A 20,813-nucleotide genomic window follows, 5' to 3' on the forward strand; every position below is an offset into this window, starting at 1 on the left:
TACAATTTTTGAAATGCCTATTGCGGTTTGCCGTATTGCAGTAATTTACGGTTAAACAGAAGTTTATCTTGAGGATGTGGCCAATGATTCCCGTATCACTTTCAAAAATTGTAATCACTGAAACAAGTGATCATCAGGTCATTGTGTTAAAAGAACTGGAAGGGAAAAGAAGCTTTCCCATCATAATTGGCCTTAATGAAGCATGGGCAATTGACCGCGCAGTAAAGGGAATCAGTACCCCACGCCCTTTGACGCATGATTTAATTACAAGAATTATAGAAAGTCTTAATGCAGACGTAGAGCGGGTGGTCATCAGCGATCTGAGAAATAATACTTTTTATGCAAAAATTGTATTGCGACAAGACGGAAATATCATTGAAATTGATTCAAGGCCTAGCGATGCAGTAGCGCTGGCTATGCAGAAAAATACACCTATCTTTGTTGCAAGCAAGGTATTGGAAGAAGTCTGCAAAACAGAAGACTGTTTTTAAAACGGAGGGATGGCCGAGTGGACTATGGCGGCAGTCTTGAAAACTGCAGGAGGTGTAAGCCTTCCGTGGGTTCGAATCCTACTCCCTCCGCCATTTTTCAGTTTTAACTTTACTGATGGAAGTTTTTATATCAACCGCTGGCGTTATTCCTGATAACAAGTAAGAAACCAGCGGTTTATTATTTTATTAAATAATTCCAATACATAAAACTATTACCGGAGAGGTGGCTGAGCGGCTGAAAGCGACGGTTTGCTAAACCGTTGTAGGGTCTAAAGCCCTACCCCGGGTTCGAATCCCGGCCTCTCCGCCATATACTATATGCCCTGTTAATTCCTGTATTACCTTACGTGTGGCTTGTTAGCAGGCGATTGCCCTGTTCTTTGGCGCAACAGGTAGTATTGCCAGGCAAAACCCTTTTTTATTTGTAAGATTTTCTTTGTGTACTTTGCAGTTAAAGCCTTTTTGGTTACGGCATTTTTCTAAAAAGAAAAACATTCCTCAGAAACCCTGGCATTAAGAAAAACACCATTATGCTGCGTTTCTTCAGAATGAACATTCCCTCCTTATCTGTATGAAAATCGGAATTATTGCAGATACGCATGATAATATTCCAGCAATCAAAAAAGCTGTTCGTTTTTTTAATACACAGGATTTAGAATATATCATTCATGCAGGCGATTTTGTCGCCCCATTTTCCCTGAAAGAATTGATGCATGTGAAAGCCCGGTTTATTGGGGTGTTTGGCAATAATGATGGCGAACAAAAGGGCTTGCTTGGCGTCTGCAACGATATCCACATTCCGCCATATACTATTACCATAGACGGAAAAACAATCCTTGTGTCACATATGCCTGAAATGTTAACCGGCAGTGTGAATATTGAAAATATTGACATCATTATAAGCGCCCATACGCATACGCCGGAAATTTCCAGAGGGAAACCATTATACATAAACCCTGGAGAATGCTGTGGCTGGGTCAGCGGCAAAAGTACCGTAGCTTTATTAAATCTTAAAACATTCCATGCGGAGATAGTCGATCTTTCACCGGCATCTTAACAACCACTTAAAATATATGAAATTTTTCAAAATAATCTTTCAATCAATTGCGCCCTGCATAGCCGCCAGCTCAATTTTGTGCGGCTGTGTACTTCGTACGATCACCATTGATTCAGAACCTCCCGGAGCAACGGTTTATCTGGACGACGAACCTATCGGGCAAACTCCGGTGACCACAAAATTCACCTATTACGGAACCAGAAAATTTTCCCTGGAAAAAACAGACATAGACGGCAGGTTGCTGGCAAAACGGCTCACTGTCTATGAAAAAATCAAAACACCCTATTATCAATATGTACCTCTGGATTTTTTCGCAGAACTCATTCTCCCTATAAAAATTGAAGATGCACATTATTTCCTTTATAAACTGGAACCGGTGGAAGAAAGACCTGTGGAAGAACACAAAGAGGAACTCCTGAAGAATGCATCAGAATTAAAAGAACAGTTATTTCAGCATACTTCCCATTAAATTGTAACACTTTAGTTTTTTGAAAAATTCCCGGGATAGAAAAAATACCATGTAGCCCTGTTAGGGGCGGTCTGTTTGTAACGGATGTTCACCCCTGCCAAAACGCATAAGTGCTTAATACATAGTTTGTTAAGGCTGTATTTTTAATAAATATGTAGTCACTAATATATTGTTATTATCCGACAATATACTTGACGGATAATGGTTGTTATCTGTACAATGGTGGACATGCATATTGTAGAGAACAAGTCAAAATCCGGTAAAAAAATCTATCGATCTACCCTTCTGCGGGAATCGTACCGTGAGGATGGGAAGGTCAAGAAACGCACCATTGCGAATCTGTCGAATTGCACTCCCCTGGAGATTGAAGCGATAAGACTTGCACTCGCACATAAAGACGATCTCTGTGCATTGGGCGCATTGTCAGAATCGGTGAAACTCCATGAGGGTTTGTCTGTGGGAGCAGCGTGGAGCGTGTACCAAGTGGCAAAGGAATTAGGGATAGAAGAGGCATTGGGAAAGGACTTTGAAGGAAAGCTGGCGCTTTGGCAAGTAATGGCAAGGGTAATAGGCCAGGGGTCAAGACTGTCTGCAGTAAGGCTGGCGCAGATACATGCTGCGGGTGACGTCCTGGATATGAAGCGTGGGTTTGACGAGAACAATCTGTACGATAATTTGTCATGGTTGTCAGAGAATCAGGCAAAGATAGAGCGAAAGCTGTTTGAGTTAAGACGAGGAGGCAATAAGCCGAAGTTGTTTTTGTATGACGTGACGAGCAGTTATTTAGAGGGGAAGTCGAATCATTTTGGTGAGTACGGGTATAATCGTGACGGCAAAAAGAGGAAAAAACAGATAGTGATCGGTATGCTTTGTGATGAATCCGGGGAGCCGGTATCAACAGAAGTATTTAGGGGCAACACCCAGGATCCGAAGACCTTTGAATCTCAGGTAAAGAAGGTATTAGAGCGGTTTGGATGCAAAGATGTAACGATTGTAGGAGATCGTGGGATGATCAAGACGGTGCAAATCGAAAGTTTACCGGAAGGGTTTCATTACATAACGGCGATAACCAAGCCGCAGATAGAGTCGTTGATAAATAAAGGGATACTGCAATTAGGATTGTTCGAAGAAAAGCTCTGCGAGATAAAGGATGATGAGGTTCGATATATTCTGAGGCGCAATCCGGTAAGGGCGGAAGAGATGTCAAAGACCCGTGTATCAAAATTACAGAGTATAGAGAAATACATCGTGAAGAAGAACAGTTATCTGAAGGAACATCCTAAGTCGTCAGTATCGAAGGCCCTGGAAACAACAAGGGAAAGGCTAACGAGATTGAAACTTGATGGGTGGGTGCAGATAAAAGAAGAGGATAGGACGCTAAAGATAGAGAGAGATGAGGAAGCATTAAAGGAGGCATCATACCTTGATGGTTGTTACGCAATCAAGACTGATCTTGAGGAGAACGAGGCGGATACCAATCTGGTACATGAACGATACAAGGATTTAACGGAAGTGGAGAAGGCGTTTCGGGACTGTAAGACGGTGAATTTGGAGGTTCGTCCGGTGTATGTAAGAAAGGAGGATAGTACACGGGGACATGTGTTTGTGGTAATGCTTGCGTACATGATAATTCGAAGGCTGCGCAGAGCGTGGAAGAATTTTGACTTGACGGTAGAGGAAGGTCTCGCACAATTGACGACCATTTGTTCGATGGAAGTAACAATCAAAGGCCAAAAAGCTAGTTGCCAGAAGATCCCGTGTCCGCGGCAACAATCACATGAATTATTAGAGGCATTACAGATAAAGTTGCCAGAAGTATTGCCAAGCCGGAACATACGGGTAGTCACTAGAAAAAAGCTTGCTGTTCGGCGTAAAAGCCAATAAATATAAGGCTTTTACGGCACTTTTGTTTTTTGACTTGGGGTGAACATCCGTTGTAGCGCAATAAAATTCAATAAGGTAAATAGCTCCGTAGGAGCGGCCTGTCCGTATTCAGGTAGACCTGTTTATATGGATTTACAAAAGACAGGTCGCTCGTAACAGAGCTAATCTCTGTTATAATATCCTATTTTGCTACAAACAGGCTGCTCCTACGGAGCTTATAGGTAGTACATTTTTCAAAAAACTAAAGTGTTACATTAAATTAGATCGGGTTTCTTGCCTCAACCCAACCTTGCCAGGCTATAAGCTCTGAAGGAGCAACCTGTTTGCAGCAGAACACAATGTCATAACAGCATTGAATTTTATTGGGCTACAAACAAATCATCACTGGCGGGGGCTGCATTGTTTTTTTATGTTTCCTGACTTTTTCAAAAATCTGAACTGTTACCCTTTTTTTGTAAAATGCTTATTCTTGGAATCGAAACCTCGTGTGACGAGACGTCTGTTGCAATAGTGAGAAATGGCAGGGAAATCGTATCGAATGTAATTTTCTCCCAGGACAAACTTCACCGTCCGTTCGGTGGCGTAGTACCTGAAATTGCATGCCGTGCGCATCTTGAATCCATTATCGGAATTATTCACTGTGCCATTACGGAAGCAGAGGTAAAATGTACCGATATCGATGCCATTGCCGTGGTAAATTCTCCGGGATTAATTGGCTCGCTGTTAATTGGCGTCACTGCGGCAAAGACGTTAAGCATGGCGTTCAACATTCCCCTCATTGCCGTTCATCATCTGCATGCCCACATATACGCAAACAATCTGGAGCATGATGCAATTCCCTACCCTGCGGTAAGTCTTGTTGTTTCAGGGGGACATACCACATTGTTTTTGTCGGAAAGGGAAACGCAACATGTCGTATTGGGGGAAACCATTGACGACGCCGCAGGAGAGGCGTTTGATAAAGTGGCTAAAATTTTGGGTCTTGGGTATCCCGGGGGGTCTGTAATTGACCAATTGGCAAAACAAGGCAACCGCAAAGCGATACCATTCCCAAGGGCATATCTGGGGAAAGATTCCCTCGATTTTAGTTTTAGCGGACTGAAAACTGCTGTATTATATCATGTTAAGGGACAGGACCAAAATCGGTCACAAACATCATTAAAAAACACCATGGATATTGCCGACATATCCGCAAGTTTTCAGGAAGCAGTTATTGATGTGCTTGTTCATAAAACAGTGGCTGCATCAAAAATACATCACGCCCGGAGCATATTAATTGGCGGAGGGGTTGCGGCAAATTCACGGTTGAGGGAAAAATTCCAGGAAATATCGCGCGAAATACGTTTACCCGTGTATTGTCCTTCCAGAGAACTTTGTACTGACAACGCCGCTATGGTGGCGGGACTAGCTTATTGGAAATATTCAGAAGGCAATATTTCAGACCTGCGCATGGAAGCCAATCCTTCGTGAGTCCTGGTTTTTATTCATACATTTATTTAACAGACAAAAAGATTTATGAAATTCATTGAACCTTCTGGCAATTGCTTTCATACTTAGTGTCTGAACGAAAACGCTGTAAGCCTTGAAATACGTGGTAAAGGAGGTTGAAAGTATCTGCATGAAGGGTTGAAAGTATAGTGAGTAGATGTTAAACTTAGGGCGTAGAATAAGGGAAGCGAGGGTACCAAGGGGTGAAAAGAGACAAACATTCGCCCAAAACATCAGAAAAACAGAGTCATCAAAAGGAGAACTGCCACGCCATGAGAAAAAGATTCGAGCCGCAAAGGAGACTTGGAAGCACACCAATATCAGAGGTAGAAATTCCCGAAAAGAGCAGGGATGAGTTAGCGCCGATTTTGAGGGCATTACAATACATATTTGTTACAGAGGAATTACGAGAGGAAGTATTCAGGGTATTGGAAGCAAAGGTAAAGGGTGGGAAGAAAGAGACAGGGCGTAATGGTATGGAGTTATGGCAGATAATGGTAATAGGAGTGGTGAGATTGGGATTAGATGCGGATTATGACAGGTTGGAAGATATGGTGAATCACCATAGTCTGATTCGTCAGATAATGGGAGTAGATACCGTATTTGGGAGGGGTAAGAAGTATTCGCTGCAAAGCATCAAGGATAACGTAAGATTGCTCGATGAGGAGACGTTGGGGAAGATTAATGATGTGGTGGTAAAGGCAGGCCAGAGGCTGGCAAAGAACGGACGGGAGGAGAAGCTCCGCATAAAGACGGATACGTATGTGGTGGAGACAAACGTACATTTTCCTACGGACATGAATTTGCTGTGGGATGCGGGTAGGAAGTGCCTTGATGGGATAGAGGCATTTATAGAGGGAGGGGTATTGAACGGGAAAGGATGGAGAAAGGTAAAGAATTGGAGGAAAGAGCTAAAGAGTCTGATGAGGAGTAGTTCGAAAGCGGCAAGTGGTGGTGGAAACAAGAAAGAGGAGGCGGTTAAGAAGCAAGTAAAAGAGTATCTTGGATTAGCAAAGAGATTAAGTGAGAAGATAGGTGCGAGCATAATAGCGGTGTACGAAAAAATATTAACAACGGGTGCGGAAGAAATGCAGAAAGAGGCATTGGAGTCGATGGAATATTTTTATCAGATGCTGGAGAAGCACAGAGATTTGGTAGAGAGGAGAATTATCAAGGAAGAGCAAATACCGGTAGGGGAAAAGGTATATTCACTGTTTGAACCACACACAGAATGGTTGAGTAAAGGGAAGGCGAATAAGAGGGTGGAATTAGGCCACAATCTGGTGATAGCAAGTGACCAATGGGGGTTTATCGGATATCACCAAGTAGTGGAAAAAGAAGCAGATGTGGCGTTAATTCTGCCGTTAGCAGACAAGCTATTAAATTTGTTTGGTGAAGAAGAGATAGAAAGTATAAGTGCAGACAAGGGTTTTTACAAGAAGGAATACAAGGAACTGATAAGTCTTTATATACCGAAAGTGATCATACCGAAGAAAGGAAAAAGGAATAAGGCGGAGACAGAAGAAGAATCGGAGAGTACATTTAAAAAACTCAGGCACAAGCACTCAGCGGTGGAGTCAGATATTAACCGGTTAGAACATCATGGGCTGGACAGATGCTTAGACAAAGGGATAGAAGGATTTAAAAGATACTGCGCATTAGGAGTGCTGGCGGCAAATTTGCACACGATGGGGAGTATATTGCAGAAGAAAGTCCGGGAAGAAAAAGAAACAGTACGTAAGGCAGCGTAAAAACACTCTCGAATAAAAATCCATGAGGGATAGTATGTCCGGAGAACATGAAAAGATGGTAAAAACGAGGGAAATGAATAAAACAACCGTATCATAGATTAAAGCGTAGAAGAAAAAGTTGAAAAAGGGGCAATTTAAAAAAATTTAAATTTGCTCAGAGAAAGAATCTTGCATAAAAAAGATAGTTTTCGTTCAGACACTACTTATGCCGGAATGGCTAGCTTAAACAAAGGGATAAGAGAATATTTATATGGACATTGACAACATACAGCAATTACTGGAAAATTATAAAAAAGATAAAATACCCTTAAACGATGTTCTTGATAAAATAAGAGAACTTCCTTACAAGGACATTGGCTTTGCGAAGATAGACATTCACCGGAAAATTCGTTGTGGTTATCCTGAAGTAATCTTTTGCATGGGGAAAACGCCTGAACAGGTGGTAAAGATTGTAGAGCATATTGTCGAAAGCGGACAAGACATGCTGGCAACGAGGGCAAGTGCAGAGGTTTATTACGCTGTCTCCGAAAAATTCCCTGAAGCTGTGTACCATGAACAGGCAAAGACAATTACCCTGCGCAAAACGCATGAAAATACAAACGAAGGACTCATCATGGTCGTTTCCGCCGGCACCTCTGATATTCCGGTGGCGGAAGAAGCAAGAATTACTGCAGAATTTATGGGCAATAGAGTGGAAACGTTATATGACGTCGGCGTTGCGGGCATTCACCGGCTAATGAAAAACCACGGAGAGTTGCTAAAGGCCAACGTTATCATTGTCGTTGCAGGAATGGAAGGCGCCCTTGCAAGCGTAGTGGGAGGGCTTGTAGATTGCCCTGTCATTGGTGTTCCCACAAGTATTGGCTATGGAGCAAGTTTCAATGGCATCGCCCCTCTTTTATCAATGTTGAACAGTTGTGCCTCCGGTGTTGCAGTGGTAAATATTGATAATGGTTTTGGCGCTGCATGTGTCGCCTCGCTGATTAACAGCAAAAGGAAAGAGTAATGATATTAAGGACTTGGAATTTTCTATTATACCGCGTAGCAGTCGGCAGATTGCAGATTGATGACTGCAGAAATATATGATGCAACAGATTAACAGTATACTAAAAATACCTCCCAGAAAACCTGACAGTCACAAAGGGGACTTTGGCCGGGTGCTAGTCATTGCCGGTTCTTATGGTATGACGGGGGCGGCATGCCTGTGCAGCGAAGCGGCATTACGCTCCGGCGCAGGTCTTGTAACTCTGGGGATACCTGAAAGCCTGCATGGAATTGTCGCGACGAAGTTAACCTGCGTTATGACTCATCCGCTGCCTGAAACCCATTTGAAAACCCTTTCAGATATGGGAAGGCAGGATATCCTTGACTTTTCACAACGTTTTGATGTAGTTGCCATTGGACCAGGGTTATCGCAGTGTGTGGAAACAAAAAGGCTCGTGCTGTGGCTGCTGCAAAATATTGAACGACCTATCGTACTGGACGCTGACGGTATTAATGCCCTTGCCGAAGATACGGCAACCCTGGATAAAATAAAACAGCACGTTATACTTACCCCGCATCCCCAAGAGATGGCACGCCTTTTAAAGGTATATACCACCAAAGAAATACAATCAAAACGCAAAGAAATTGCCGAAAAATTCATAAACTCAAGAGACAAGGTGACGCTGGTTTTAAAAGGCAACAACACTATTGTTATGAATAACGAAAAATATTATGTCAATACCACCGGTAATCCGGGAATGGCTACCGCCGGTTCTGGAGATATATTAACCGGCATGATAGCCGCGTTGCTCGGACAAAACTTTCCGCCTTTTGAAGCGGCGCAACTGGGAGTGTATTTACACGGTACTGCTGGAGATTATGCAAAACAGGCAGTGGGTGAAATATCTATGACCGCTACGGATATTCTGGATAATTTGCCAAAAGCATTTTTAAATCACATACAAAACAAATGAACGCACTACGGTTATTCATAATATCAATCTTTGTACAATGGTGTGTGCCCGGATTTATCTATGCCGAACATTCAACTCAAATTACAGGTAACACCATCAGAGACAGGGTAAAAGATGCGCTGCACTATACACAACACAGCGTGGATATATGTATCTATGATTTTGCCTCATTGGACATTGAAGAATCTTTAGTAAACGCAAAAACAAGGGGTGTTCGTATAAGAGTCGCTGTCATCATGCACGGGAAGGACATCTCAAAAGGCCTGTTGGCAACGGCATTAATACAAAAGGGATTTGATGTTCGCGTGATAAAATCGCCAAACAAAAACCACGGCAACAGCATACACCAGGATTTTGTTATACTTGACGACAGGATATTGATTACAGGCGTTTACAATTGGATGGCATACCGGAACAGAAACATTCACGATTATGTTTCCTTCCACTACAATAAAGAGAAAGCACTTAGCTATAAAAACACGTTTTACACATTATTTACGGAAGGAGATAATGCGGCAAATTTCATTGTCCGGAAAGAACAGGAGGAAGCAAACATCCTTCCCATTTCCCTCCCCTCTTCATTAACAAAAGATGGCGAAAGTCTCACCCAAAAAAATTCCGGCCATGATGGAAAAACAAAAATCTCCGTTACACCACCAACTGAAATGGAGAACGGCCTGACTCAAAAAAAATATATAGATGTCTCCTTCGGGGAATTAAACAAATTATTTGGTAAAGAAAGCGCCCTCTCAGGTGCTGAAAAAAAGGCGCAATGGAAAGAATACAATGGCAGGTACATTCGATGGAATGGCACGGTTGTGCATAAAGGAGCAGGGCGTGTAGATTGGAACCGTGTTGGAATCAGCCATCAAGGTGACGAAGAAAAGGCAGATGTTGTTGTAGTTTTTCATTGGAAGATGTATCAGAAAGTTATGAATATTTCACAGGGAGATACCATTACCTACACGGGAAAACTCATTTCCCGTCCGCGCCTTAATTCTCAGTTCCGCATACAGGACGGGATAATAGAATAAATAAAGGGCGAGGAACAACAGCACACGGCGGGTATTTAGCATATTAGCAGTAATTTATTTGCATTTTTCGTCAAAATATTTAATGGCGAAATCCGAAACAAATGCTAATTACAAAATGATTTAAAATTCTAAACGCGTTTCATGTTGTTGCCTGCATGTGAGTGAGTGAGTGAGTGAGTGAGTGATCGCATGCAGACGGGGATGTTTTGTATTTGTTTTGAATTTTATGCTTTGTGATTCGAATTTGTTTCGGATTTCGGATTTTTTATCTCGCAATTGTTTGGTTCTGGCTATGCCAGCTTAGCTGGAATTTGCTATATCCGCACCCCTACTTTTTTAAACTCTTTCTCGCTATACAAAATAACACAATCGTTTAACCCTGTCTGTTTCTTTATCGCCGCGATTACGGCTTCACATTCTTCATCGGTATACCCATGTATCATAGTGAAAACATTATATTCCCAATCTGAATACGTAGGGCGTTCATAACAGTGGGTTACCTCTTCGAATTTTGCCATAATCTTACCTACCTCATCCACCCGTTCGTCAGAAACCTTCCACACGCACATGGCATTTGCATTGATGCCTATCTTGCGATGGGCAATTGACGCCGCAAGCCTTCGGATCTTTCCAGTTTCCAAAAGATTTTTCAGCCGTTGGATTACCTCTTCTTCTGATATCCCTATGGCAATGCCAATATCCTTATATGGCGTCTTCGTAACCGGCAGGCCTTCCTGGGTATATTTTATGAGTTTAAGGTCTATATCTTCTTTTTTATCTTCCATAATTATTAATAAATTTTAAATTTAACCCCTATCTTGAATTTCTTTGTTGTAGGCAGACTTCTTACAACCAGCCCTGTACGATACTCTATTTCCTTTAGATTGCTGCGCAATTCTTCGTCATCTTTGGCGGACATGGTAAACCACATATTGTATGGTATATCTTTGTTTTTTCCGTTGCGGAGATAATTATGAGATACGCCGGTATATCCATTGATAATTTCACTTACTTCTTCAATCCGTTCCTCAGGAACATTTATTGCCGCTAGCGTTGCTTCCCTTCCCATTGCCTGGGTGTTTATTATTGGGGCGAGGCGTCTGACAAATTTATTGTCAATCATGTATTTAATTCGTTCAATAATCGTGTCTTCATCAATGCCCAGCTCTTTGCTCAATGCCTCAAAGGGCCTTGATACCAGCGGCAAATTTGACTGCAATCGATGAAGAATCTTTCTGTCGGTATCGCACAATATCATATCTTGTTTTTTATCTCCTCTATTCCCTTTTGTTCCACCAGTACTCTAAACCGGTGTTCTTCCTTATTTGAAATAATCATTTCTGCACACACTTCCAATGCCTTTAGCACCGTAGATTCATCTGTATTCGGGAACAGCTCCAGGGCAAACCTGGGATGGCGACCGAGTTTTCCGCCAATCATTACACGGAATTTGACTTCCGATGCCTTTATCGTGCCAACAGGACACACCTTTGCGCAAATACCGCATTCTACACATTTTTCCTTATCAATGGTTACCTGTGCATCCTTCACCGTTATGGCATCTTCGCGGCATGCTTCCACGCATTTCATGCATTCAATGCATTCGCATTCGGCGTCAACAAAAACTGGTTCAACCGCATGAACTCCAAAATCTTTAATTTGCGGCATAGAGCAACTGTTGGGACAGCCGGCTACCGCAAGTTTCATGGTGTGGTGAGGCAATATTCTGCCCTCAATTTTTTCTATTAATCTGTCAGTGAAATGCAATTCCTTTAACTTCTCGCGGAGTTTATCCGCTAAAATTTCGGAATCTTTAATAAGAAATGGACAGTTAACCTCCGCTCCTCTGCAGGCTTTTGCCTGATATAAGACAGGGTTGCCCTGTGCGTCAAAGTATTTTTGATATTTCCTGAGTACGGAGAGTTTGCCGGTTTCGGTTTCTTTGTTTACTGTTTGAGGGGGGAGATTTTGGTTGAAGGCAAAAGCTTCTCTGGCCGCAATAACTTCAACTGAGGTAATCAGGTTTTTTCCCTGCTCACGGGCGAGCGACTCCACCCTGTCACGCACTTTTTTATGTACAAATGGAGGCACTTTCTCCAGTAACAGCGTTGCTGATTCATCCCACTCCAACGATAACTCCTTAAAAGAAAATTGCCACAACAAAATTGAGTCAAATTTCAGAATTTAATAGCGAAAAACCCTTTTCCTTACATTAATGCTTAAAAGTATATGGGCAAAAAACGGCATTGTCAAATTTAAATTTTATTGTCAATACAGCATTCTCTACCCTTAACCATCTTATGGCTTGACATTGAACACCCTGTGACTTATCATGCAAGTTAAACCAGACAAGCACGAAGCACGAAATACGAAACAAATTTGAATAACAAAGCATAAAATTCAAAACAAATCCAAAACATACAACAAAATATGAAACACGAAATAAGAAAGAGGCATTTGTTTAGAATTTCAAAGCATTTTGTCATTAGAAGTTGTTTTCGGATTTTACCATTAAATATTTTGCCAAAAAATACAAAAAATTACTGACGGAGGCATACTTCATGGATGATCAGGTTTTTCAGAACAGGTTGTTAAAACTATTGGAAGAAATTAAACAACTGGCCGAATTAAAAGGGTTAACCATGTATAGTGAAATGGGAGAAAAATGTGAAGATCTCCTGAAATCATTTAAGATGTTACAGGAAACCCTTGACACATTGCGATTAAACATAAAATATCTGCAATTTGACCTGGAAACTACGAAAAAGGAAAATATCGCATTACGGAAAAAACTGGAAGAGCGGGAAAGTTAGTTAATTTAAAACGTATGGTGCATATATTTGGAGGAACGAGTCAATGGAAAATCTTAATCTTTCCTATTTATCTGCTGAAATTAAAAAAAATGTAGAATCGTTCTTTCTCGATATTCTATCGCATCACAAAGAAAATATCGTTTCTATATACCTCACCGGCAGCGCCATAACAAAAGATTTTGATGTAAAACATTCCGATATCAACACATTAATTGTCGTTAAGGAGATCAAGGTCACCTTTTTCGACTTTATTGCTTCTTTGGGGAAGCAATATGGCAAAAAAAAGCTACATGCGCCTCTTGTAATGACAAAAAATTATATCGAAAGGTCTTTAGCCGAATTTCCATTAGAGTTTTTAGATATGAAGAACAACAATCAGCTTGCTTACGGAGAAGATATCCTGAAAAATATAACGATTGAGAAAAAAGATATCAGGCTTCAATGCGAGCGCGAGTTGAAAAGCAGACTTCAGCAAATTTGTCAGGGATTTATAAGGGCTATGGGTAATAAGACGGTGCTAAGGGATTTGTTCAAAGGCGCCATTTCCGGCTACTTTCCTATTTTTTGCGGCATCCTCTTTTTGTACGGTCAAAAAATCCCTAAAGAAAAGAGTGCGATTCTCTCTGCAATAAGGGATTGCTGTAATATCAAAATTGACCCATTTACCAAATTGCTTGCGATAAAGGCGAAGGACTTGAATCCTTCCGCTGAGGAACTGAAAGAAATTTTTGAAGAATTGTACTGTGAAATTGATGCCCTTGCCGGGAAAATTGATGAATTTAAGGTGGAAAATGTATAAAAAACATTCTCTCTCTACACATATCTGTTTTTTTCTGCTTATTTTTTTCTTTTCCGCTGTTTCGTACGGACAAGATTTACCCGTGCCCAAACGATATGTGGAAGACAAGGCAAATATCATCGAAGCCCGGATAGAAAACAAGCTGAACGGATATTTGCAGGAACTGGAACAAAAAACGGGTGCGCAAATGGTGGTTCTTACGGTGGATACCACCGACAATATACCTATTGAGATGTATACTATCAACCTTGCTACTAAGTGGAAATTGGGACAGGAAGGGAAAGATAACGGGGCGCTTATCGTCGTGGCAAAAAATGACCGGGCATACAGATTTGAAATAGGATACGGTCTTGAGGGTATATTGCCTGACAGCTTTTGTGGTACTCTCGGGAGGACATTTTTTGTTCCTAATTTTAAAAAGGAGCAGTTTGGCGAAGGCATTTTTCTGGCCACATTGGTAATGGTGGATAAAATTGCCGAAGAAAAAGGCGTCAAAATAACTGGCATGCCTGACATGACAAAAATACGCAGGGCAGCAGAAAGGCGCAGGAGCCCACTGTCGTCGTTGTTATTAATATTTTTCATATTACCCTTCTTGTTTGGCGGCGGTATACTTCGGCGGAGGATGATGTTCTCACCGTATTATTGGGGCGGTTCCGGCGGTTCAAGGGGTTTTGGATCGGGGGGTTCCGGTGGTTTCGGAGGCTTTGGCGGCGGGATGGGCGGTTCGTTTGGCGGGGGCGGCGCCTCCGGCAGGTGGTAAGGGACCTGGATTTTTCTATTATACCGTAGTGCTCGGCAATCGGCAGTCCGATTGTAGGCAGTCGGCAAATTGCAGATTGAGGACTGAGGATTGAGGACTGAGGACTGAGGACTGAGAACTGAGAACTGAGCAAAGTAATGATAATTACTGGCATATTAAATTCTTCTATGTCCCTAAAACAGTACTAAATTAACTTTACAATATATTATTGGAAGGCGGTTATGAGAAAGATATTACCTGTCATTGCTGTTTTGGTTTTTGTAGGAATCATTGCTGTTTCCTGGTATGTCAAAGGATACAATAAGGTGGTAAAACTGAATGAAAACGTCAAGAACTCATGGTCACAAGTGGATACACAGCTTAAGCGAAGGTATGACCTCATTCCTAATCTGGTAGAAACCGTAAAAGGTTATGCATCGCACGAAAGAGAAGTTTTTGAAAAACTTGCGGAGGCCCGCAGGGGATATTTTAGCGCAGGAACAATTGCGGATAAGGCAAAGGCTGCAACACAGATCGAAGGTTTTCTTTCCCGCCTGCTTGCATTCAGAGAAGCATACCCGGATCTCAAGGCAAATGAATCATTTCTTAAGCTACAGGATACATTGGAAGGTTCTGAAAACCGGATTTCCGTAGAGCGTAAACGCTATAACGATTCAGTAAAAGAACTTAACACCTATATAAAAAGTTTTTTTGGCAGATTCTTTGCCGCACGTGTTGGTGTAACAGAGGCAAGTTATTTTGAAGTATCAGAGGCAGAGAAGGAAGTGCCTAAAGTAAAATTTTAGGGAAAACAACCATATCGTCAGGAATATCGGATTAAATGTTCATTGAGAAGCCAGACATACAAGCATGCAAAAAAATAAAAATGCCGGTGCTATAACATCATATAGGGGTCGACATCAACGAGCGACTGGACGCCTTTTGTTGGTTTCAACGTATCGGCAACGCATAGCAATGCATCATGGATGCGCTGGTGGTCTTTTGCTTTTAGCAGAAGATGCCATCGGAACAGATTATTAATTTTCATTACCGGGGCGGGCGACGGCCCCAGTATTTGCAGTTGATTATTGCTTTCTTTTGCGATTTCTTTCAGTTTACCGGCAATCACCGATGCCTTTTCCTCTGTGTTTTTTTCCGATGCGCCCCGAAAGATAATCCTTGCCATCCTGCCAAACGGGGGATAGTTCAATGGCCTTCTATATTCCAATTCCTTTTTTGCAAAACCTTCATAGTCATGGGCTGCTGCGTAGGTAATGCTGTAATGTCTTGGATTAAAGGACTGCACTATCACGCGTCCCCCCTTTTGCCCTCTTCCCGTACGTCCCGCAACCTGAGATATTAACTGGAAGGTCCTTTCGCCTGCACGAAAATCCGGAAGATTCAGCATGGTATCCGCAGAAATTACGCCAACCAGGGTAACATTGGGGAAGTCCAGACCCTTTGCAATCATTTGTGTGCCGAGTAATATCTGGAATTCTCCTTCTCCGAATGCCTTTAATGCCTTTTCATGGGAGCCGTGTGATCGCATGGAATCGCTGTCCATCCGGAGAATGTTATATCCGGGAAATTTTTTAGCAATCACCTCTTCTATTTTTTCAGTGCCAAAACCACGGTAATTAATATAATTTGCCATACAATCCGGACATGATTCCGGGGGGATTGCCTCCGCATGACAGTAATGGCACAGTACGATGTTTAACTTTTTGTGAAAGGTAAGGGGGATATCACACCGGTGGCATTTTAATACAAATCCGCACCTCTTACAATGAATGTAAGGGGTAAAACCCCTGCGGTTTAAAAATAAAATTACCTGCTCCCTCCGGGACAATGCCTGTTTCATATAATATTCAAGCCGTTGTGATACAACATGGTATCCCCTTTTCTTACGTACTTCTTCAAGCATATCCACGATTTCAACCTGCGGAAGTTGAAGGGTTCCGATCCTTTTGGAAAGGACTATCTTTGTATAATTCCCCTTTTCCGCCTCATAATAGCTTTCCAGCGACGGAGTAGCGGTGCCCAATATAACCATTGCATTTTCGTAGGTTGCCCTGAGAATGGCTATATCACGCGCATTATACCTGGGGCTGTTTTCCTGTTTATACGTATTCTCGTGTTCTTCATCAAGAATGATCAACCCCACGTCCTTCAGCGGAGCAAAAATAGATGACCTGGCGCCGACAACAACGTCCACCCTGCCCTCCTTTATATCTTTCCACTGTGCGTGGTGAAAGGCGCCTTGTAAATGACTGTGCAATACCGCCACGTTATTGAATCTTTCCTTTATCCTCTGAATACTTTGAGAGGTAAGCGATATCTCCGGGACAAGAAACAGGGCTTTTCTCCCCTGTTCCAATAGTTTGGCTATTGTCTGAAGATATAGTTCCGTTTTCCCGCTTCCAGTTATGCCATGAAGCAGGATGATTCCCTGAGACGGTTCCGCCAGTTTCTCTTTGATTAAGGTGAAGGCGGCCTGCTGTTCTTCGGAAAGCGCTAAATGTTGTACAGGTGCACCTCCCTTCTGGGCATTTACGGCATCTGCCTGCCGTTCTTCCAATTGCAGGAGGTTTTCCCGTTCCAACTGCCTGAGCATTGACATAGTGCCGCCGGTCGCCTTCATCAGCTCTTTTGCGCGTATTTCTGTATTTTGCGCCTGGTTAAAAAGGAATTCCATCACCTTCGCTTGTTTTATCGCGCGTTTTTTTGATTGCAAAATCGTTTCTTTTTCAAAAGCGGTAAGGGGTTTGCCACAGGTAACAAAAATGTCAATCTTTTCCTTAGCGCCGCGCCTGACGACCGGCGGTATCACCGCATGTATCGCCTCTCCCCATCCGCAGCAATAGTAGGAAGAAAGCCATTTTGTAATCCTGAGCATAGTCTCGTCCGCCAGAGGAAACGCATCCAGTATCCCCATGAGATCTTTGGTCTTATATACGGAAGGTATGGTGGTAAGGCCTACGCAAAAACCTGTAATTACCTTATTGCCAAAAGGCGCTTTTACACGCATACCAGGCGTGAGGAGTTCCCTTAAATCCGGAGGCACGCTGTAGTGAAACAGCTTGTTTAACGGAATATTGAAAACCACTTCCGCAAATAATTGCTGTAGCGTCTGGCCGGTTGGCGTATCTTGAAGTTTTGATGATTTATCTGCAATGCTCATCGCTGATGAAAGAGAGTTTTATTGTTAACTAATTATATCACTGACAAGCAAGGCTTGTCAGTGCCGCCCCTTATGGAATAATTGCCTTGTATCAAGTTGATACATCACAAATTGTGAACCTCTCTAGTATATTGAGCATTTCGGATTTCACAATTAAATATTTTGCCAAGAAATACAAAGAAATTACCGATAAGGTACTAAATTGTTATGAATTATTTAAAATTAATTTACTTGCCATGGGTACAATGGTATAGTTTTAGCGTTTATGAAAAGTCACGCAAAATGGTGCTTCTATCATTCACTGTAAGGGGTGACACGGACAAACAAGTTTGTCCGTGTCACCCCTTACAGTGAATTTTATTGCTCATCTTTCGGCAACAGTATTTGTTTGGCTATAATAGTTTACGTTCTATTTTTAGTATTTGCAGGAAGGTTTTTATAAATGTCCAAATTAAGAAAATGCAAGATTACGAATGGAGTCTTTTGGGTAGAAATACCCGAAGCCGGTGTTTATATCTTGTGTGGTTGCCCGGCGGATGCCGTAAAACATTTAAAAAAACAGGGGTTTATCCAAAACAGAATAGTAGGGGAAGATAAGTATGAATCGGGGCCTAATGCTATTTTATTGTCAGACTTGTTAGTACAAAATGGAAGATTTGCAAATCTTGCAGAATTTCCCGTAATGCAGATGCTCTACCGCCAGGGAATGATGTTGCCCAATCACCCCAATAATACAAATGCCAAACCAATGCTTATTGGGTCAGAGGACCAAGTAGAGGCTCAAATGCAATATATATATAGAGGCAATTACGGTTTGGTATCTGAAGAAGAATTAATAAACGCCGGTATGTCTCCTGACGAGGCAAAGGAATTAATGAATGTAAAGTTAAAATTTGCCTATGGAAAAATCCATAAAACTAAAGATCTTCTCGACGCCGTAATAGTGAAAAACGAGCCTACGGAAATTCGAAATGGCGTGTTTATCAGACATTTACGCCTGAATGTCTTTGAATTGCAGTACCAAGGCGAGTTTATTACGGTTGACCTGAATCTTGCCCGCCACGAAAACTACAGCGCCCCCTATTCACTTGGGTTTCACAACATAAAGAGGGAGTATTTTGCGATAATTCACTCCGGGCAGGGCGATGGATGGGATATCAAACGCCCTGCTATGTCAAGCATTATAATGTTTCAGGGGAAAGTATATCTGATTGACGCAGAACCGAATATTGCCAATAGTCTTATAGCATTAGGAATTAATGTTAACGAGATTGAAGGCATCTTCCATACCCACGCCCACGATGACCATTTTGCCGGACTTACTACATTAATGCGGGCGGATCACCGTGTCAAGTATTTTGCTACTCCATTGGTGCGTGTCTCTGTCGCGAAAAAACTCTCCGCGTTGGTTTCCATTGAAGAGAAAAATTTTTCCGATTACTTTGAAGTCAACGATCTTGAGTTTAACGTCTGGAATAATATTGACGGCTTAGAGGTATACCCTATGATTTCCCCCCACCCCGTGGAAAACAACATATTCATTTTTCGCGCTTTATGTGAAGATGGCTATAAAACCTATGCACACTATGCTGATACCGTAGACCTTGATGCGTTAAACGGCATGATTTCAGAGGACAACGCAGGCTCCGGGATTTCCAAAAAGTTTTATGACCGGGTAGAAAAAGAATATTTACAAGAAGTCACCTTAAAAAAAATTGATATCGGGGGCGGATTGATTCATGGGAAAGCAGAAGATTTCCGGGAGGATACATCGGAAAAGATTATATTATCGCATACCTCTTCGGAATTGACCAGTCAGCAGAAAGAAATCGGCTCAGGCGCCCCTTTTGGAATGGTTGACGTATTAATTCCCACCCATCAGGAGTATGCCCGCCAATATGCCTTTCAACATCTGAAATCGTACTTCCCCTCCGTGCCTCTTTATCAGGTAAGAATCCTGTTAAACAACCCGGTAATTTCGTTTAATCCGGAAACGATCATGCTAAAGGGAGGAACCATCCCGGATGATATTTTTTTAATTTTAACCGGAAACGTAGAACACATACAAGCCGGCACGGGAAGACAGGGCATATTGTCTGCGGGCGCTTTGATTGGTGAAATGTCAGCTCTGAACAATGCCCCTTCGGCAGATACGTATCGTGCGGCAAGTTTTGTGCAGGCATTAAGACTGCCCCACTCATTGTATATCGGGTTTGTAAAGAAGAATGAACTGTATGGCAGGATTGAGAAAATACAGGAAAAAAGAAAATTCCTGCAAAAGACATGGCTTCTTGGTTATTCCATATCATATCTAAGGCAGGTTATGCTTACGCGCGCAATGAGTTTCCACCACTATCCCGAAGGAGAAATCTTTTTGGATAAAAACTGCTCCGATCTTTATGTTGTTAAGATGGGAAAGTTGCAAATCTATATCGGAAAGGACGTATTGGAAACCCTGGAAGAAGGCGATTTCTTCGGTGAAGAAGGCATGCTTTTCGGTATGCCCAGCCTGTTTAAGATTCGCGCAACGGAACCGGTTGAGATTTGTAAAATATCAGGCAACGAACTCAGGGATATCCCGGTAATACGATGGAAACTTTTCGAAACATTTAAAAAAAGAAGAAAACATCTGTTAGACCCAACCCTCAACAGCCTACCTATTTTCTACTGGAGAAATGAGTATTGCATCAATATACAAAAAATCGATTACCACCACAAACAGCTGCTGGCAAAGGCAAATAAACTTTGCGAAGCAATCGATTCAAAAAAAGAAACTCCCATTTTAGACGCATCAATAAGTTTTTTAATTGATTTCGTTTTATATCATTTTGCCGAGGAAGAAAACTTATTAAGAGAACACTACTATAATGATTATGAATCCCATCGAATGAAACATCAGAGGCTGATAGAAGATATAATGAAAATAAAAAAGCAAATCAGTAATGAAGACATGGAGATGAATATGGAGGCGCTGGATTTGTTTAAAGATTGGATTATTGACCATATCCTTACTGAAGACAGAAAGTATGGCCCCTATTTGAATGCAAAGGGTGTCTTTTAAGGAAAACCAGAGGAGGTGGAATTGCCCGTACCCCACCCCACTGGCTCACAAAATCAGAGGATTATTCGGAAATGCTCCCTAAAAG

18 protein-coding genes and 2 tRNA genes are annotated in these 20,813 nt (G+C 42.0%); 16 read left to right on the forward strand and 4 right to left on the reverse strand.

The annotated features are described in order from the left end of the window. Nucleotides 1-83 precede the first annotated feature (83 nt). From M5U24_RS09145 to M5U24_RS09195, 11 genes are all read left to right on the forward strand, one after another. The gene (locus M5U24_RS09145; protein ID WP_099326011.1) at nt 84-491 is read left to right on the forward strand and encodes a bifunctional nuclease family protein; all 408 of its coding nucleotides are present in this window, start codon (nt 84-86) and stop codon (nt 489-491) included. A gap of 3 nt (nt 492-494) precedes the next feature. Continuing rightward, nucleotides 495-584 (forward strand) — tRNA-Ser (locus M5U24_RS09150). A 124-nt stretch (nt 585-708) separates the two neighbouring features. Then, nucleotides 709-801: transfer RNA gene (locus M5U24_RS09155), tRNA-Ser, on the forward strand. A 261-nt stretch (nt 802-1,062) separates the two neighbouring features. Next, nucleotides 1,063-1,548, forward strand: coding sequence for a metallophosphoesterase (locus tag M5U24_RS09160; RefSeq protein ID WP_099326010.1), 486 nt, complete (start codon nt 1,063-1,065; stop codon nt 1,546-1,548). 16 nt (nt 1,549-1,564) lie between these two features. Then, nucleotides 1,565-2,017, forward strand: a complete 453-nt coding sequence (locus M5U24_RS09165) for a PEGA domain-containing protein (RefSeq protein WP_099326009.1) — start codon at nt 1,565-1,567, stop codon at nt 2,015-2,017. Nucleotides 2,018-2,218: 201 nt separating this feature from the next. Further along, nucleotides 2,219-3,901, forward strand: coding sequence for an IS1634 family transposase (locus M5U24_RS09170; RefSeq protein ID WP_211436053.1), 1,683 nt, complete (start codon nt 2,219-2,221; stop codon nt 3,899-3,901). A gap of 459 nt (nt 3,902-4,360) precedes the next feature. Beyond that, nucleotides 4,361-5,371 carry a tRNA (adenosine(37)-N6)-threonylcarbamoyltransferase complex transferase subunit TsaD gene (gene tsaD, locus M5U24_RS09175; RefSeq protein WP_070065844.1) on the forward strand — a complete coding sequence of 337 codons (1,011 nt, stop codon included), beginning with the start codon at nt 4,361-4,363 and terminating at the stop codon, nt 5,369-5,371. A 290-nt stretch (nt 5,372-5,661) separates the two neighbouring features. After that, nucleotides 5,662-7,140 carry an ISNCY-like element ISCku10 family transposase gene (locus tag M5U24_RS09180; RefSeq protein WP_070065843.1) on the forward strand — a complete coding sequence of 493 codons (1,479 nt, stop codon included), beginning with the start codon at nt 5,662-5,664 and terminating at the stop codon, nt 7,138-7,140. 250 nt (nt 7,141-7,390) lie between these two features. Beyond that, nucleotides 7,391-8,146, forward strand: a complete 756-nt coding sequence (gene larB / locus M5U24_RS09185; protein ID WP_099326008.1) for a nickel pincer cofactor biosynthesis protein LarB — start codon at nt 7,391-7,393, stop codon at nt 8,144-8,146. A gap of 76 nt (nt 8,147-8,222) precedes the next feature. Then, complete coding sequence (locus tag M5U24_RS09190) at nt 8,223-9,098, forward strand: NAD(P)H-hydrate dehydratase (RefSeq protein ID WP_099326007.1); 876 nt, start codon at nt 8,223-8,225, stop codon at nt 9,096-9,098. A 44-nt stretch (nt 9,099-9,142) separates the two neighbouring features. Beyond that, nucleotides 9,143-10,132, forward strand: coding sequence for a phospholipase D-like domain-containing protein (locus tag M5U24_RS09195; protein ID WP_164995421.1), 990 nt, complete (start codon nt 9,143-9,145; stop codon nt 10,130-10,132). A gap of 314 nt (nt 10,133-10,446) precedes the next feature. Here the strand turns inward: M5U24_RS09195 and ahbB are convergent, their stop codons facing one another. Genes ahbB through M5U24_RS09210 form a run of 3 tightly spaced genes read right to left on the reverse strand, consistent with a single transcriptional unit; the run spans nt 10,447 to nt 12,262 of the window. Next, nucleotides 10,447-10,917 (reverse strand): siroheme decarboxylase subunit beta, encoded by a 471-nt coding sequence (ahbB, locus tag M5U24_RS09200; protein WP_099326005.1) that lies wholly within the window; start codon nt 10,915-10,917, stop codon nt 10,447-10,449. A 5-nt stretch (nt 10,918-10,922) separates the two neighbouring features. Further along, nucleotides 10,923-11,390 (reverse strand): AsnC family transcriptional regulator, encoded by a 468-nt coding sequence (locus M5U24_RS09205; RefSeq protein ID WP_099326004.1) that lies wholly within the window; start codon nt 11,388-11,390, stop codon nt 10,923-10,925. Continuing rightward, the gene (locus tag M5U24_RS09210) at nt 11,387-12,262 is read right to left on the reverse strand and encodes a 4Fe-4S binding protein (protein WP_157820635.1); all 876 of its coding nucleotides are present in this window, start codon (nt 12,260-12,262) and stop codon (nt 11,387-11,389) included. Before M5U24_RS09210 ends, M5U24_RS09205 begins: the two co-directional genes overlap by 4 nt. A gap of 431 nt (nt 12,263-12,693) precedes the next feature. Here M5U24_RS09210 and M5U24_RS09215 point away from each other — a divergent pair, with 431 nt between their 5' ends. The 4 genes from M5U24_RS09215 (at nt 12,694) to M5U24_RS09230 (ending at nt 15,292) form a co-directional block, all read left to right on the forward strand. Continuing rightward, nucleotides 12,694-12,945, forward strand: coding sequence for a hypothetical protein (locus M5U24_RS09215; RefSeq protein WP_157820634.1), 252 nt, complete (start codon nt 12,694-12,696; stop codon nt 12,943-12,945). A 43-nt stretch (nt 12,946-12,988) separates the two neighbouring features. Continuing rightward, on the forward strand, nt 12,989-13,744 hold the full coding sequence (locus M5U24_RS09220) for a hypothetical protein (protein ID WP_099326001.1): 756 nt from the start codon (nt 12,989-12,991) through the stop codon (nt 13,742-13,744). Further along, nucleotides 13,737-14,507: a TPM domain-containing protein gene (locus M5U24_RS09225; RefSeq protein WP_298202240.1), complete on the forward strand. Its 771-nt coding sequence runs from the start codon at nt 13,737-13,739 to the stop codon at nt 14,505-14,507. The genes M5U24_RS09220 and M5U24_RS09225 overlap by 8 nt, the downstream gene beginning before the upstream one ends. A gap of 221 nt (nt 14,508-14,728) precedes the next feature. Further along, entirely contained in the window at nt 14,729-15,292 is a 564-nt protein-coding gene (locus M5U24_RS09230; RefSeq protein WP_099325999.1) for a LemA family protein, read from the forward strand. Between the two features lie 89 nt (nt 15,293-15,381). On the opposite strand, the gene priA is transcribed toward M5U24_RS09230, so the two are convergent. Then, on the reverse strand, nt 15,382-17,667 hold the full coding sequence (priA, locus tag M5U24_RS09235) for a primosomal protein N' (protein ID WP_099325998.1): 2,286 nt from the start codon (nt 17,665-17,667) through the stop codon (nt 15,382-15,384). Between the two features lie 442 nt (nt 17,668-18,109). On the opposite strand from priA, the gene M5U24_RS09240 reads away from it, so the two are divergent. Next, a complete protein-coding gene (locus M5U24_RS09240) occupies nt 18,110-20,728 on the forward strand; it encodes a bacteriohemerythrin (RefSeq protein WP_099325997.1) in 2,619 nt (872 codons plus the stop codon). Nucleotides 20,729-20,813: the final 85 nt, after the last annotated feature.

This window comes from Candidatus Kuenenia sp. (genome assembly GCF_027493735.1).
GTDB classification, from domain to species: domain Bacteria; phylum Planctomycetota; class Brocadiia; order Brocadiales; family Brocadiaceae; genus Kuenenia; species Kuenenia stuttgartiensis_A.

Coding starts and splice junctions, on each gene's coding strand:
- M5U24_RS09225 (WP_298202240.1), top strand. CDS start 13,737: ATGTATAAAAAACATTCTCTCTCTACACATATCTGTTTTTTTCTGCTT.
- M5U24_RS09220 (WP_099326001.1), top strand. CDS start 12,989: ATGGAAAATCTTAATCTTTCCTATTTATCTGCTGAAATTAAAAAAAAT.
- M5U24_RS09240 (WP_099325997.1), top strand. CDS start 18,110: ATGTCCAAATTAAGAAAATGCAAGATTACGAATGGAGTCTTTTGGGTA.
- M5U24_RS09180 (WP_070065843.1), top strand. CDS start 5,662: ATGAGAAAAAGATTCGAGCCGCAAAGGAGACTTGGAAGCACACCAATA.
- M5U24_RS09160 (WP_099326010.1), top strand. CDS start 1,063: ATGAAAATCGGAATTATTGCAGATACGCATGATAATATTCCAGCAATC.
- M5U24_RS09170 (WP_211436053.1), top strand. CDS start 2,219: ATGGTTGTTATCTGTACAATGGTGGACATGCATATTGTAGAGAACAAG.
- priA (WP_099325998.1), bottom strand. CDS start 17,667: ATGAGCATTGCAGATAAATCATCAAAACTTCAAGATACGCCAACCGGC.
- larB (WP_099326008.1), top strand. CDS start 7,391: ATGGACATTGACAACATACAGCAATTACTGGAAAATTATAAAAAAGAT.
- M5U24_RS09230 (WP_099325999.1), top strand. CDS start 14,729: ATGAGAAAGATATTACCTGTCATTGCTGTTTTGGTTTTTGTAGGAATC.
- M5U24_RS09205 (WP_099326004.1), bottom strand. CDS start 11,390: ATGATATTGTGCGATACCGACAGAAAGATTCTTCATCGATTGCAGTCA.
- M5U24_RS09215 (WP_157820634.1), top strand. CDS start 12,694: ATGGATGATCAGGTTTTTCAGAACAGGTTGTTAAAACTATTGGAAGAA.
- M5U24_RS09145 (WP_099326011.1), top strand. CDS start 84: ATGATTCCCGTATCACTTTCAAAAATTGTAATCACTGAAACAAGTGAT.
- tsaD (WP_070065844.1), top strand. CDS start 4,361: ATGCTTATTCTTGGAATCGAAACCTCGTGTGACGAGACGTCTGTTGCA.
- M5U24_RS09165 (WP_099326009.1), top strand. CDS start 1,565: ATGAAATTTTTCAAAATAATCTTTCAATCAATTGCGCCCTGCATAGCC.
- M5U24_RS09190 (WP_099326007.1), top strand. CDS start 8,223: ATGATGCAACAGATTAACAGTATACTAAAAATACCTCCCAGAAAACCT.
- ahbB (WP_099326005.1), bottom strand. CDS start 10,917: ATGGAAGATAAAAAAGAAGATATAGACCTTAAACTCATAAAATATACC.